The sequence below is a fragment of the Methylomonas stagni genome (genome assembly GCF_050154735.1).
Lineage (GTDB): Bacteria > Pseudomonadota > Gammaproteobacteria > Methylococcales > Methylomonadaceae > Methylomonas > Methylomonas koyamae_A.
The window spans coordinates 2,156,897-2,170,064 of record NZ_CP189557.1 but is presented as its reverse complement, the minus strand read 5'-3'; the positions used below and the strand labels follow the sequence as shown (position 1 = coordinate 2,170,064).

11 protein-coding genes and 1 riboswitch are annotated in these 13,168 nt (G+C 58.3%); of the genes, 10 read left to right on the top strand and 1 reads right to left on the bottom strand.

Translation table 11 applies throughout. The annotated features are described in order from the left end of the window. Window positions 1–3: 3 nt before the first annotated feature. From ACP4CD_RS09995 to pntB, 3 genes are all read left to right on the top strand, one after another. Window positions 4–513, top strand: a complete 510-nt coding sequence (locus tag ACP4CD_RS09995) for an NADH-quinone oxidoreductase subunit B family protein (protein WP_071155047.1) — start codon at window positions 4–6, stop codon at window positions 511–513. A gap of 292 nt (window positions 514–805) precedes the next feature. Continuing rightward, a complete protein-coding gene (locus ACP4CD_RS09990) occupies window positions 806–2,359 on the top strand; it encodes a Re/Si-specific NAD(P)(+) transhydrogenase subunit alpha (protein ID WP_426994424.1) in 1,554 nt (517 codons plus the stop codon). Window positions 2,360–2,371: 12 nt separating this feature from the next. Beyond that, on the top strand, window positions 2,372–3,763 hold the full coding sequence (pntB, locus tag ACP4CD_RS09985; RefSeq protein ID WP_426994423.1) for a Re/Si-specific NAD(P)(+) transhydrogenase subunit beta: 1,392 nt from the start codon (window positions 2,372–2,374) through the stop codon (window positions 3,761–3,763). A 195-nt stretch (window positions 3,764–3,958) separates the two neighbouring features. Here the strand turns inward: pntB and ACP4CD_RS09980 are convergent, their stop codons facing one another. Then, a complete protein-coding gene (locus tag ACP4CD_RS09980) occupies window positions 3,959–5,083 on the bottom strand; it encodes a hypothetical protein (RefSeq protein WP_426994422.1) in 1,125 nt (374 codons plus the stop codon). Between the two features lie 224 nt (window positions 5,084–5,307). Between ACP4CD_RS09980 and ACP4CD_RS09975 the strand changes: the two genes are divergently transcribed. The 7 genes from ACP4CD_RS09975 (at window position 5,308) to ACP4CD_RS09945 (ending at window position 13,113) form a co-directional block, all read left to right on the top strand. Beyond that, entirely contained in the window at window positions 5,308–5,646 is a 339-nt protein-coding gene (locus ACP4CD_RS09975) for an ArsR/SmtB family transcription factor (protein WP_071155051.1), read from the top strand. A 26-nt stretch (window positions 5,647–5,672) separates the two neighbouring features. After that, entirely contained in the window at window positions 5,673–6,152 is a 480-nt protein-coding gene (locus ACP4CD_RS09970) for an arsenate reductase ArsC (RefSeq protein WP_426994421.1), read from the top strand. Window positions 6,153–6,177: 25 nt separating this feature from the next. Next, on the top strand, window positions 6,178–6,621 hold the full coding sequence (locus ACP4CD_RS09965; protein WP_426994420.1) for an ArsI/CadI family heavy metal resistance metalloenzyme: 444 nt from the start codon (window positions 6,178–6,180) through the stop codon (window positions 6,619–6,621). A 24-nt stretch (window positions 6,622–6,645) separates the two neighbouring features. Continuing rightward, window positions 6,646–7,704 (top strand): ACR3 family arsenite efflux transporter, encoded by a 1,059-nt coding sequence (gene arsB, locus ACP4CD_RS09960; protein WP_426994419.1) that lies wholly within the window; start codon window positions 6,646–6,648, stop codon window positions 7,702–7,704. Window positions 7,705–8,601: 897 nt separating this feature from the next. Then, window positions 8,602–8,725: riboswitch (cyclic di-GMP riboswitch) on the top strand. A gap of 38 nt (window positions 8,726–8,763) precedes the next feature. Continuing rightward, window positions 8,764–9,525: a VPLPA-CTERM sorting domain-containing protein gene (locus ACP4CD_RS09955; protein ID WP_064025879.1), complete on the top strand. Its 762-nt coding sequence runs from the start codon at window positions 8,764–8,766 to the stop codon at window positions 9,523–9,525. A gap of 64 nt (window positions 9,526–9,589) precedes the next feature. Further along, a complete protein-coding gene (locus tag ACP4CD_RS09950) occupies window positions 9,590–11,197 on the top strand; it encodes a hypothetical protein (RefSeq protein ID WP_064025877.1) in 1,608 nt (535 codons plus the stop codon). 272 nt (window positions 11,198–11,469) lie between these two features. Beyond that, entirely contained in the window at window positions 11,470–13,113 is a 1,644-nt protein-coding gene (locus ACP4CD_RS09945) for a ShlB/FhaC/HecB family hemolysin secretion/activation protein (protein WP_426994418.1), read from the top strand. Window positions 13,114–13,168: the final 55 nt, after the last annotated feature.

Genomic DNA, 13,168 nt, shown 5'->3' with positions numbered 1-13,168 from the left:
GCCATGCTGAAACAGTTTAAGAAAATCCTGACCACCGGCATCGTCACCGAGCGGGTGAGCGTGCCCAAGGACGCGGAGTTGGAGGCCCTGGGCATTGAAATCAAGCGGCACGTCGACCGCAAGTTTTCCGGCAGCATCGCGATTCGTCAGGTGGACGCCGGTTCCTGCAACGGCTGCGAGTTGGAAATTCACGCACTGAACAATCCTTATTACGACATCGAGCGCTTCGGGATTCACTTCGTGGCTTCGCCGCGCCACGCCGATGTATTGTTGGTGACCGGGCCGGTATCGCGGCACATGCAGACCGCGTTGATCCGGACCTACCAGGCCACGCCGGATCCTAAGTGGGTAGTGGCGGTCGGCGATTGCGCGACTTGCGGCGGCGAGTTCGGCGTGTCCTACGCCAGTTGCGGCGCGGTGGCGAATGTAATTCCGGTCGATGCGACGATTCCCGGCTGTCCGCCGACGCCGTTGGCGTTGATGCAAGGCTTGTTGGTGTTGATGACGCGCTAGTCCCGGCCTTGCAATGCCTGTGCCCGACCTGGGCTGTTCGCGCGGCACGGCGAAGCCGGCTCTTCGTGGCTTAACCGTCGCCCGACTTCTCGTAGCCGATCAAAATCGGCGCCGTTCAATGCCAAACTCGGGAAAATCGCCGCCTGAATAATTGACCCGGCCCGCGCCGGATGGGTTAAGCTTAACCGGTTGCCGTCCGAGTCGTCGCGGCCGTTTGGCCGCTGCTACGTCGCCGGGCAACGTTGAAGTTTGGTTAGCCATATTCCTCCCTATAACAACGACAGGAGACAACATGAGAATCGGCGTACCCAAAGAAATTCACGACGGCGAAAAACGCGTCGCTACCACGCCGGAAGCGGCGGAAAAAATCATCAAGCTGGGCTTTACAGTCTGCGTGGAATCGGGCGCCGGCGCGGCGGCCAATATCAGCGACGAAGCCTACCAGGAAGTCGGCGTCAAGATTTTGCCCGACGCCAAGGCGGTCTGGCAGGAGTCCGACATTGTCATGAAGGTCCGGGCGCCGGAACGTCACCCGGAACTGGCGATAGACGAGGCGGAATTGCTGAAAGACGGCCAGACCCTGATCAGCTTTATTTGGCCGGCCCAAAACGACGCGCTGATGCAGCAATTGGCGGCCAAAAACGCCACTGTGTTGGCGATGGATAGCGTGCCGCGCATGTCGCGAGCTCAAAAAATGGACGCGCTGAGCTCGATGGCCAATATCGCCGGCTATCGGGCGGTGATCGAAGCCGCCCAGCATTTCGGTCGTTTTTTCACCGGTCAGATCACCGCCGCTGGTAAGATACCGCCGGCCAAGGTCTTGGTCATCGGTGCCGGCGTGGCCGGTTTGGCGGCGATTGGCGCCGCCAAGGGCATGGGCGCCATCGTCCGCGCCTTCGACACTCGCCCCGAGGTCAAGGAACAGATCGAAAGCATGGACGCCGAATTTCTGATGCTGGATTTTCATGAAGACGGTTCCGGCAGCGGCGGTTACGCCAAAACCATGTCCAAGGAGTTCATCGAAGCCGAGATGGCGCTGTTCGCCCGCCAGGCGATGGAAGTGGACATCATCACCACCACCGCGCTGATTCCCGGCAAACCCGCGCCGGAACTGATTACCGCCGGCATGGTGAAATCGATGAAGCCCGGTAGCGTCATCGTCGATTTGGCCGCCGAGCAAGGCGGCAACTGCGCGCTGACCGAAAAAGACCGGGTGGTGGTCAAGCACGACGTCACCATCATCGGCTACACCAATCTGCCCAGTAGGCTGGCTAATCAATCCAGCCAACTGTATGCCACTAACTTGCGCCACTTGCTGACCGACTTGTGTCCGACCAAGGACGGCACGCTCAACGTCAATTTCGACGACGAAGTGATCCGCGGCGCCACCGTGATCAAGGAAGGCAAGATCACCTGGCCGCCACCGCCGCCGAAACTCTCGGCCAGCCCGAAACCGCTGACCGAATCGCCGGCGGTAGCGCCCAAGGAAGAGAAACCCCAATCGGCGCTGGCGCAATTGCTGCCGATGCTGCTGGCGGGCGCCGCCTTGTTCGGCATGGGCGCGGTCGCGCCGGCGTCGTTCCTGTCGCATTTCACGGTGTTCGTGCTGGCCTGCTTTGTCGGTTATCAAGTGATCTGGAACGTCACCGCTTCGCTGCATACGCCGTTGATGAGCGTGACCAACGCGATCAGCGGCATCATCGTCATCGGTGCCTTGCTGCAAGTGTCGACGCCGAATAATTTGGTGATTACGGTATTGTCCGGCGTGGCCATCCTGATCGCGTCCATCAACATCGCCGGCGGCTTTCTGGTCACCCGGCGCATGCTCGAAATGTTCAGAAAATAAGGAGTAGGCAACATGGCACAAGGTTTAGTTACGATGTCTTACATCTCGGCATCGATTCTGTTCATTTTAAGCTTGAGCGGTCTCAGCCGGCAGGACACTTCCCGGCGCGGCAACTATTTCGGCATGTTGGGCATGGCGATCGCAATTGTCGCGACGGTGTTCGGCGGTCACGTCACCGCGTTCGGCATCCTGGCCGGCGCGCTGTTGATCGGCGGCTCGATCGGCGCCTTCGCGGCGGCGCGGGTGGAAATGACGCAAATGCCGGAACTGGTCGCGCTGATGCACAGCCTGGTCGGTATGGCGGCGGTGTTGGTCGGTTACGCCAGTTTCCTCGATCATAATTCCACGTTGGTCGGCGTCGAAAAAACCATACACGAGCTGGAAATCTACATCGGCGTGTTCATCGGCGCGGTGACCTTCTCCGGTTCGGTAATCGCCTTCGGTAAACTGTGCGGCAAGGTCACCGGCAAACCGGTATTGCTGCCGGCCCGGCATTGGTTAAATCTGGCGCTGTTCGTCGCCACCTTCATTCTGGGCCGCCAGTTCTTGGCTAACGCCGAAGCCGGCGACGCGTTGATGCCGCTGCTGATCATGACCGGCATCGCGCTGGTGTTCGGCGTGCACATGGTGATGGCGATCGGCGGTGCCGACATGCCGGTGGTGGTGTCGATGCTGAACAGCTACTCGGGCTGGGCGGCGGCGGCGACCGGTTTCATGCTCAGCAACGACTTGCTGATCGTCACCGGCGCGCTGGTGGGTTCCAGCGGCGCGATTCTGAGTTACATCATGTGCCGGGCGATGAATCGTCACTTCCTCAGCGTCATCGCGGGCGGTTTCGGTACCGCCGGCGGCGGAGAGGCGGCGGAAATCGAAGGCGAAGTTCAGCCGATCGAAGCCGAGGAAACCGCGCAACTGCTGCGCGAATCCAAGAACATCGTCATCATTCCCGGTTACGGCATGGCGGTCGCTCAAGCCCAGCATACCGTCAACGAAATCACCAAGTTGCTGGTCGGACAGGGCAAGAAGGTACGCTTCGCGATCCACCCGGTCGCCGGCCGGATGCCCGGCCACATGAACGTGTTGCTGGCCGAAGCCAAGGTGCCCTACGACATCGTGCTGGAAATGGACGAGATCAACGACGACTTCCCGGAAGTCGATGTGTCTATCGTGATCGGCGCCAACGACATCGTCAATCCGTCGGCCTTGAACGACCCCAACAGCCCGATCGCCGGCATGCCGGTGCTGGAATGCTGGAAGGGCGGCACCACCATCGTCATGAAACGCAGCATGGCCTCGGGCTACGCCGGCGTCGGCAATCCGTTGTTCGTGCTGGAGAACACCCGCATGCTGTTCGGCGACGCCAACGACCGGTTACAAGCTTTGTTGAAAGCCTTGCAGGCTTAATCTGAACGGCCGCTGTCCGGACCGCGCTGATCGGCGGGCGGGCGCGACATTCGGTAGTAGTCCCGACCGGCACCGGTGCCGGTCGGGACTATCGTCATTCCTTCTCTTCAATGCGAGCCGCAATCCGTGCCAAATACGGTCTGCGGCTTACTCCCGCCTTAGTCGGCAGGCGCTGCCCCAGTCGAATGGGTTGATTTAGGGCGCGGCGGCGAGCTGTTGGTGCGGCGCGCAGGCCGGACAACTGACTTCCGCCAATTGGCCGCTATGGCGATGGCGCAAGGGTCGGGCAAGACCATCTTCTTGGTTCATGGACCGGTACAACCGGTTTTCCTCGGCTATGACTTCCCGCTCGTGTTCGAAAGGGTAAAGATTTTGCGCCATGCCGCCGCCGGCGATGAAATGGCCGCTATCCAACAGCATCAGTTTGGCGTGCAGCAGTTCGTGCAGCAGCGCGTCGGCCGGCGATACGCCGCAGGCCGGGTTGGCGTCGCAGCCCGGTTCGGCCAGTAATTGCGCGCCTAGTCGGGTATCGAAATAAATCGTCACGCTATCGACCCGGTATTGGTTGCCCCAGGCTTGCGCCTGCCAGGTGTTCTTGCGGTATTTCAGCAGCACTTTTTGTTGGTCCAGATCCCTGATTAGTGCCGCGACCGCCGGATAATGGGCGTAGTATGCCGCGATGCTCTCGAAATCGGCGGCGACGTTGGCCGGTTCGCCAAGTTCGGGGCGATAGGCGGTTTTCAGAAAATCCAGTATCGCGGCTGCCGCGTCGGCCGGCGCCGGTTGCGGATTCGCGACCTGTTGATAGGCGTTGGCGATGTCGGCGGCGCTCGGCGGTTGGGTTCTTCGCAACTTGATCAACGTATGGTTGGCTTCGTCTCGGCTGGCGATCGCCTGCATCGCGCCGGCCGGCGGCGCCACCAACTGCGCGGCGGGGCTTGGCGGAGGCGCGAGCAAGTCGTCGGCGCAGACCGCCCGCGACCACCCCAGCAAGCCGATGCAAAACGTCAATACCAAGCCGACCTCGCGGCGGCGGTTGCCGTGAGCCGGTGGAAAGTCCAACGAACGCCGGTCTTCTTTCAGGTATACGCCGTGCGCCTCGGCGATCGCCAGCAGTTCGCGATAAGCGTCCGCCGCCGAGACGCTCAAGTCGGCTCGACAAACCAGGGCGGCCTTGCCGTCGATGACGCAGGGATGCAGAAAATTGTGCGTCGGCCAGCGCTGGTACCAGTCGTTGAGTGCTTGGGCTAGGCGCTCGGGGTCGCGCGGCGGCCGGACGGCGGTTTGGTAGGCTTGTTGCAGCGTGCGGGTTTCGCTCATCGTGACCGTGGCATTGCTCGAATATTCAAGGGACAGCGCATTATAAAAATTTCCATAGACTCGCCACAAAATAAATGACCGTGAACGACGGCGCGGATTTGCCGTCGTTTGGCGGAGTCGTGCTTAAGGATTGCAAGTATCCGATTCGAGCCACTGCTCAGTGCCGACTTGCCAAACCCGAAAAAATATTTAGACTATACAATAATTATTGAATAGTTAAATCGATGGATAAGGAATCAGCCGCTAAATTGTTCGAATCTCTGGCTTCCGGTGTGCGTTTGGACGTGTTCCGGTTGTTGGTTAAACACGCGCCGCAAGGTTTGGTTGCCGGCGAAATCGCCGCAGAACTGGGTTTGCCGCCGACCAATCTATCGTTTCATTTAAAAGCCCTGACCCATGCCGGGCTGGTTGACGCCACCCAGGAAGGCCGCTTTCAACGCTATCGGGCTGATTTGAACCTGATCCGCGAGTTGATCGGGTATCTGACCGAGGAGTGTTGCGCCGGCAGCCCGACCGCCTGCTTCGGACCGGAGCAAATGGCGTGCGGCGACGGCGAGTCTTGAATCAAACCCATAACATGGTCATCCGTATGAACGTTTTATTTCTATGCACCGGCAACTCCTGCCGCTCGCTGATGGGCGAAGCGATCTTCAATCAATTGGCGCCCGAGGGCTGGCACGCGATCAGCGCCGGCAGCCGGCCGATCGGCCGGTTGAACGACGGTGCGGTGGCGATACTCGAAGAAAAAGGGATATCCACGGCCGGTTATTTCAGCAAATCCTGGAACGATTTGCCGGTGACCCCGGATATCGTGATCAGCGTCTGCGCCAATGCCGCCAACGAAACTTGTCCTGCTTATCTCGGCCCGGCCTTGCGTAGCCATTGGGGCGTGGACGATCCGGCGCATGCCGAGGGCAGCCCGGAGGAAATCAAAGCGGCTTTCGAAACCGTGTACGGCATTGTGCGTTACCGAATCGAGCGGTTTCTGGACTTGCCGTTGAATGAATTGAAAAACGATCCCGAGCGCTTCAAGGCCGAACTGGATCGCATCGGCGCCTTGTTACCTTAATCCCTCTCGCGGAGAAAACAGCCTTATGAAACGTTTCCATATTCACCTTGCCGTCGACGATCTGCAACGGAACATCGAATTTTACAGCGCGCTGTTCCAAGCCGAACCCAGCGTCGTCCACGACGACTACGCCAAATGGATGCTGGACGATCCGCGCATCAACTTCGCGATCTCCAACCGGGGCCGAGCAGCGGGCGTGGATCATCTCGGCATTCAAGTCGAATCGGAGCAGGCCTTGACCGAAATTCAGCAGGTGCTGCAACAAGCGGCGTTGCCCGTCATCGAGCAAAAACAGGCCGCCTGCTGCTACACCGAGTCGGACAAATACTGGACGGTCGATCCGCAAGGCGTCCCCTGGGAAGCTTTTCATTCGTTGAAAAGCATTCCGATATTCGGTAAAGACGCCGATTTGCCGACCGATAGCGCTGCGAGTTGCTGCGGTCCTTCGTCGAATTGCAGCCCTATCTGATCGAACAGTTCGAGGTTTTCCACGATGAATTTGCCAATCTGCCCGCAGCCGCGCTTGTCGTTTTTGGACCGCTTCCTAACCTTGTGGATATTTCTCGCGATGTTGCTGGGTGTGGGCATCGGCTTTGCGTTTCCGGAACAGGTGAATCGCCTGAACACCCAGGCTTCGGTCGGCACCACCAACGTCCCGATTGCGATCGGTTTGATTCTGATGATGTATCCGCCGCTGGCGAAAGTGCGTTACGAGGAACTCGGCGACGTGTTTCGTAACGGCCGGGTGTTGGCGCTGTCGCTGGTGCAAAACTGGCTGATCGGTCCGCTGTTGATGTTCGGCTTGGCGATCGGATTTTTAGCCGACTATCCGGAATACATGACCGGCTTGATCCTGATTGGCCTGGCCCGTTGCATTGCGATGGTGATCGTCTGGAACGAACTGGCGCGCGGCGATAACGACTACTGCGCCGGGCTAGTGGCCTTTAACAGTGTGTTTCAAGTGCTGTTTTTCGGGGTTTATGCCTGGTTGTTCGTCACCGTGTTGCCGCCGCTGTTCGGTTCGCCGGGCAGTTTGGTGGCGGTGACGATCGCCGATATTGCCCAAAGCGTGTTTATTTATCTGGGGATTCCGTTTATCGGCGGCTTCGCGACGCGTTGGCTGTTGGTCAGAGCCAATGGCAAGGACTGGTACCAGCAGCGCTTCGTACCCAAAATCAGCCCGCTGACGCTGATCGCGTTACTGTTTACGATCGTGACGATGTTCTCGTTGAAGGGCGAATTGATCGTGCAATTGCCGCTGGACGTGTTGCGTATCGCGTTACCGCTGCTGATTTATTTCGTCGCGATGTTTCTGGTCAGTTTCGCGATGGGCAAACTGATCGGCGCCGACTACGGCCAAACCACGACATTGGCCTTTACCGCCGCCAGCAACAACTTCGAATTGGCGATCGCGGTGGCGGTGGCGGTGTTCGGCATCGACAGCGGCGCAGCTTTCGCGGCGGTGATTGGGCCGCTGATCGAAGTGCCGGTCATGGTCGGCTTGGTGAACGTCGCGTTCGCGATTCAAAAGCGCTGGTTTGTTGGGCGCTAGTCCCGGCAGGCTTCGGCGTTCTCGCCAGCACCGGCTTTTTCGAACGATCGATCCCCCTGGAACCTCGGTTTCGGTCAATTTCTCGCAATTCGGCGTCAGCCGCCGCATGCCCTCTACATCCGGCCCTATTTCTCACTGGTGTTTCTCGGGCTGAGCTCGTCTAAGCCCGGACCGGCGTGCCCTTCGACAGGGCGAACGATATTACAAGAGCCGGGTTAATAGGTCCCGCTCCGGCGGGGAAGCACAAACACGCCATTCCCAATGCCACGGGCATCCTGACTTTGCAAGCTATAGTTTTCCCGTTTGGGAAACTCCGGTAGGCGGCGTTTTAGCGGCGACCGAGTGTTTAGCCGCGAATCGCCGATAACTGCGGTTAGCGCGTTTGCAACGCCGGGCAAAGTCAGTCCATCAGTGCTTGGTCCCCGCGACAGCGTCTAACGATTAGCACAGTTGCCCTCTCGCCGATATTCGTTTCCGGCCAATGTTAAGTCCTCCAATCGTTGGGCGGGCGGCCGATGCCGCACGCCAAATTCGACAGTCCATGTCGGATGCGCCCAATTTAGCCTGTTAGGTACGCGGTCCGTGGCGGCAACGATTCGCCCTTGAAAAACAACGTGCTGCGGCATTCGGCGATGTTTCGGCGTATCACGCATGTAATACATTTCACGATTCTTTAACAGAGCTGTAACGGAAACTTATTGATTTGTTTGGAATAATTCGCCGCAACTGAGATGGCAGGGAGCCGCGGATCTTGGTTGATGCGGAATTACAGGGAACAGGGAAGACCAGCGAAGGGAGCGGCAAGAGGAAGAAGGTAGGGAGTAGGTTGCAATACGGACACATGGTAGCGGGGATAGCGACACCACTCGAGGTGTTAGAAGTTTAGTGAGCAGGTAAGCGTGTAAAAGCCAAACTCGCCGCGAGGCGGGGACGGAAAGTTTCAGGTCTTGGCTTGGGTCGGTCGCCGGGGATGGCGGCGGGCGGTAGGAAGCCGACAAGCCAAGACGGCTGGGCTGTCACCTTATGTATTTTTTAAATCTTAAACATAAGGAAACCATTATGAAATCTTTAAACAAAGCCTTGTTGGCGGCGGCGATGTTTGCTGCCACCGGCGCGGCGAATGCGTCTATCAACAACACTAGCGCGGCTACGGTCGAAGCGTATTTGTCGGTATACGACAAAAGCCAAACCTTGACGTTCACGCTGGATTTGGGCGTGTTGATGAGCGATCTGATCGCCAACGTCGCCAACGACAGTTATACGCTGAGCTACAACCTGGCCGACAACGATATGTGGAACACTTTTGCCAGCGGTATGGACGCTTCGCAAACCAAGTTCGCGGTTGCCGTCGGTTACGGTTCCAAGCAGATGATTACCGGTATGGTCGAGATCCCCAAATTCACGAATTTGACTGTGTCGGCAAACACCGGAACGGCAATTAAAAATCACGCGAATGAAATTAACGGTGGACAAGTTGCGGATAACCCCGGTGCTACCGCAGCCGACTATGCGGCCAATCTGAGTTCGTTGGTGTACGACTCCGATACCCCGAAAACCGGGCAGCACAACCAATTCAACACCATCTTCACCGCAGTCAGCTTGGCTCAAGCCAATATAGCCTACGGCACCTCCGGCGATTTCTGGTACTACAACGGCATTCAGCCTCACACTCTGGCCGCCGGTAAATGGACCCTGGCCGGCGATCTGCTGACCTACGCTCCGGTCCAAGCCAATGTGCCGCTGCCGGCCGCGGTTTGGATGTTCGGCGCCGGCCTGATGGGCATGTTGCGCGCGACCCGCCGTAAATACGCCGCCGCGTAAGCGGTATTCGGAGCGGCGTTGGCGCCGCTCCGGTTTTCACGATTGATAACTCGAGGAACTACCCATGAAAAACTTAGTATTAGGCACCGCGATCAGTGCCTTGCTGGCCGCATCAGGTGTGCAAGCCGCCACCATCAATGATCCGATTCCGGTCGACGGCAATAACCTGCCGATCATCGACGCCAGCCAAACCAACGTGTTGTATCTGTCCGGCGCCTCCGCGGCGGTCAACTTTATCGAAAAGCTGATCACCGATTCATCGGTACCGGCCGCCGATAAAGTCTGCGACACCACTAAAAAAGTTTGGAAATACAAAGACAGCCTGACCGGTTCCGACCAAAACGCTTATTTGTGCACCCGCGCTACTACCAACAGCAATGTACCGACCAACAAGCCTTACATCTTGGTCTACAAACGCAGCGCCGGCGGTTCCGCGTTCGGCGTTAGCCCTATCATCGCCGAAGCCAACGGCGATACCGCCAATGCTACGATCGAGTTTTTGAAAATCAGCTCGGCTTGCACCTCCAACACCTTGCCGGTCGCCGGTTCGACGCTGGGCTTGATCACCTGCCCTTACGACTTGGCCGATGCTAGCAAATACAGCACCCACATCTCCGACTTCGGCATTTCCGACGTCGATCCGGGGCAATTTACCGGAAACAACGCCCCAACCGGCTATCTGAATGTGACTTCCGACGATGTCGCTAAATTGACCGTGAAAAGCGCTTCGGCGGTGACCTTCGGCGTGCCGGTCACCAAAAAACTGTATTTTGCATTGCAAGCCGCTCAAATCGCCAACGGTTCCTTGGCGGGCTGCGCGGTCGGTGCCGAAACCGAGGCCTGCATGCCTAGCCTGAGTTCGGCGCAAATCGCATCGATTCATGCCGGCAGCTGGGCGGACTGGAATCAATTGAAAGTGACCGGTTCCACCGGTTTGTACGATTGGGTCCAAGCTAATGCCGCAGCTTATTTGCCGGGTTCTTCGTTGTTGCACACCTGCCGCCGCGAAAACGGTTCCGGTACCCAGGCCCAATCCAACATTAAATTCCTGCACGATCCTTGCACCGAAGCGGCAGTCGCTACTTCACCGGCCGCAGACGCAGTGTCCTTGGGTTTCAGTGAAGGCGACGGCTATCCGATGATCCACGAGAACAACACCTCGGGTTCGGTCGGCAACTGCTTGGACGAGCTGAACGACGGCAGCAACGCCGCCAACGGTTTCAATAACACCTACGGTGTGCGCTGGGCGGTCGGTATCCAGTCTCTGGAGAAAAAGACCGCCGTATCCAGCAACTTCCGTTTTGTTAAAGTCGATGGCGTGGCGCCGACCCTGGCTAACGTGGTCAACGGCAAATACAAGGACTGGGCGGAAAACACTTTCCAATATTGGACCGACCACTTTTCCGACGCCAACCTGAAAAAACTGACCAACGCGATCATTACTTCAGCCGGCGCGCCGGAAGTGATGGCGGCGCTGAATGCCGGTTTCACCCACACCTTTACCGCTACTCCAGGTGCATTCTTGGCCGTACCGACCAGCTTTGCTCCCGAAGCCAACGGTGCGTTTAACGCCAGCCGTCCGGTCAATCCATACAGTCATGCGACAGCAGCCGCATCGACTAATGCCTGCCGCGCACCAACCATTTACAACAACGGCGATGCCAAACTGTAATGGTTGATTAGGGGCAATCCCGAACCAGGTCAGGGACGACCGCCTTAAAAAGTGACCGGGGCAGTCGCGGCAACGCGGCTGACCCGGCCGCTTTTTCGGTTTTAACGCGATTGCCATTTTCGGGGCGACGCGGTCGATTCGTAGCAGGCCGGTTGCCGGTGCGAATGCCCGCCGCGCGTCACCGGTTTGTCATAAAAGCTTAACCTGGGCTACCTAAAATGGCGGCTCGCAGGCCTTCATAACGAAGGCCGTTTAGGTTTCATCGGAATTCAATGAGTTTGAACACTGTCCGCTTCTGCCGGGTCTGGCGCGAAGTATTGATGGCTGCATTGCTGGCTAGCGGCTCGCTGTCCGCGCTCGCGGCCGACCAGGTCTCTACGCCTGCAAACGGCAGCCAGACCGACCAAGCCGGCGCGCCGGCCAAGTTCGATTTGCTGGAATTGCGGGTCAAGGGCAATACGCTGTTGGACAAAAAACAGCTCGAGCGGACGGTGTATCGGTTTCTGGGGCCGGACAAAAGCATCGATAACGTCGAATTGGCCAGGGCCGCGCTGGAAAGTCTGTATCAAGCCAACGGTTTTCAAACTGTTTCGGTGGATATTCCCGAACAGGACGTTAAAAACGGCGTGGTTTATCTGCAGGTCGTCGAAGGCAAGGTATCCAAGTTGCGGGTCAAGGACTCGCGCTATTTCGCGTTGGGCAAAATCAAGGCCGCCGTGCCGGAGCTAGCCGAAGGCAACGTTCCCAACATGCCGAAAATGCAGCAACAACTGGCCGAGTTGGCCGGCCAATCGCCGGATCGCCAGATTCAGCCGATTCTGCGGGCCGGCGAAACGCCCGGTACCCTGGAAGTGGATTTAAAGGTCAAGGACGAAATGCCCTTGCACGGCCGCGTCGAACTCAACGGCCGTAATACCTCGACCACCTCGCGGCTGCGGCTGGTCTCGTCGTTGCGTTACGACAACCTTTGGCAGGCCTTTCACAGCGCCTCGCTGATGTATCAAGTATCCCCGGAAAACAACGCCGAAGTGGACGTTTGGGCGGGAACCTACGCGCTACCGCTGTTCGACAGTCCGACCCGGTTGGCCTTCTACGCGGTCAGTTCGTCGTCGAACGCGCAAATCGCCAGTGCCGGCGCCTTGTCGGTGATCGGTATCGGTAACATTTACGGCGCCCGGTTGGTGCATCCGTTTAAAGCCTTGCCCGACTATTACCACAGCGGCACCTTGGGCGTGGACTACAAGGACTTTAAGGAAGATTTGAATTTGATAGGCGCCGACGCGATCAAGACTCCGATCAGTTACACCCCATTCATGGCTCAGTACAGTGGCACGCTGAACGGCGACGGTCGCCAGACCAGCTTCGAATTGGGCGCGCACTGGTCGTTTCGCGGCTTGGGCAACAGCCAGGCCGAGTTCGAGAACAAGCGTTACCTGGCCAAGGCAAACTACATGTACCTGACCGGCGACTTGAAGCATCAGCAAGACCTGCCGTGGGGTATGAGCTTGGTCGGCCATTTTGCCGGCCAGGCGGCCGATACCCCGCTGATCAGCAACGAGCAATTTTCGCTCGGCGGCGCGCAAAGCGTGCGCGGTTATTTCGAAACCCAGGCCTTGGCCGACGACGCGGTGTTCGGTTCGTTGGAATTGCATAGCCCGCATTTGGGTTTGGCCGATTGGGAAGCCGTCGATGAGTTGAAGCTGTTGGCGTTTCTCGACGCCGGCAAGGGCTGGGTCAAGAACCCTTTGAAAGGCAACGCCAAGGGCAATTTCTTGAGCAGCGCCGGCGTCGGTTTACGCTTTCAGGTGTGGAAGCATTTGAGCGGGGCTTTCGACGTAGGCATACCGTTCAGCGGGTTGGCGCCGGTCAGTAGCGGCGATCCGCGCGTGCATTTCAATATCGCCACCGATTTTTAAAGGCTGTTCCGTGTTCCGCTATGCGAAGCGCGACGCTCTATTTGACGAGTCGCGG

What these genes read in the sequence shown, in the direction of transcription:
- ACP4CD_RS09995 (WP_071155047.1), top strand. Translation starts at nt 4, where the DNA reads ATGCTGAAACAGTTTAAGAAAATCCTGACCACCGGCATCGTCACCGAG.
- ACP4CD_RS09990 (WP_426994424.1), top strand. Translation starts at nt 806, where the DNA reads ATGAGAATCGGCGTACCCAAAGAAATTCACGACGGCGAAAAACGCGTC.
- pntB (WP_426994423.1), top strand. Translation starts at nt 2,372, where the DNA reads ATGGCACAAGGTTTAGTTACGATGTCTTACATCTCGGCATCGATTCTG.
- ACP4CD_RS09980 (WP_426994422.1), bottom strand. Translation starts at nt 5,083, where the DNA reads ATGAGCGAAACCCGCACGCTGCAACAAGCCTACCAAACCGCCGTCCGG.
- ACP4CD_RS09975 (WP_071155051.1), top strand. Translation starts at nt 5,308, where the DNA reads ATGGATAAGGAATCAGCCGCTAAATTGTTCGAATCTCTGGCTTCCGGT.
- ACP4CD_RS09970 (WP_426994421.1), top strand. Translation starts at nt 5,673, where the DNA reads ATGAACGTTTTATTTCTATGCACCGGCAACTCCTGCCGCTCGCTGATG.
- ACP4CD_RS09965 (WP_426994420.1), top strand. Translation starts at nt 6,178, where the DNA reads ATGAAACGTTTCCATATTCACCTTGCCGTCGACGATCTGCAACGGAAC.
- arsB (WP_426994419.1), top strand. Translation starts at nt 6,646, where the DNA reads ATGAATTTGCCAATCTGCCCGCAGCCGCGCTTGTCGTTTTTGGACCGC.
- ACP4CD_RS09955 (WP_064025879.1), top strand. Translation starts at nt 8,764, where the DNA reads ATGAAATCTTTAAACAAAGCCTTGTTGGCGGCGGCGATGTTTGCTGCC.
- ACP4CD_RS09950 (WP_064025877.1), top strand. Translation starts at nt 9,590, where the DNA reads ATGAAAAACTTAGTATTAGGCACCGCGATCAGTGCCTTGCTGGCCGCA.
- ACP4CD_RS09945 (WP_426994418.1), top strand. Translation starts at nt 11,470, where the DNA reads ATGAGTTTGAACACTGTCCGCTTCTGCCGGGTCTGGCGCGAAGTATTG.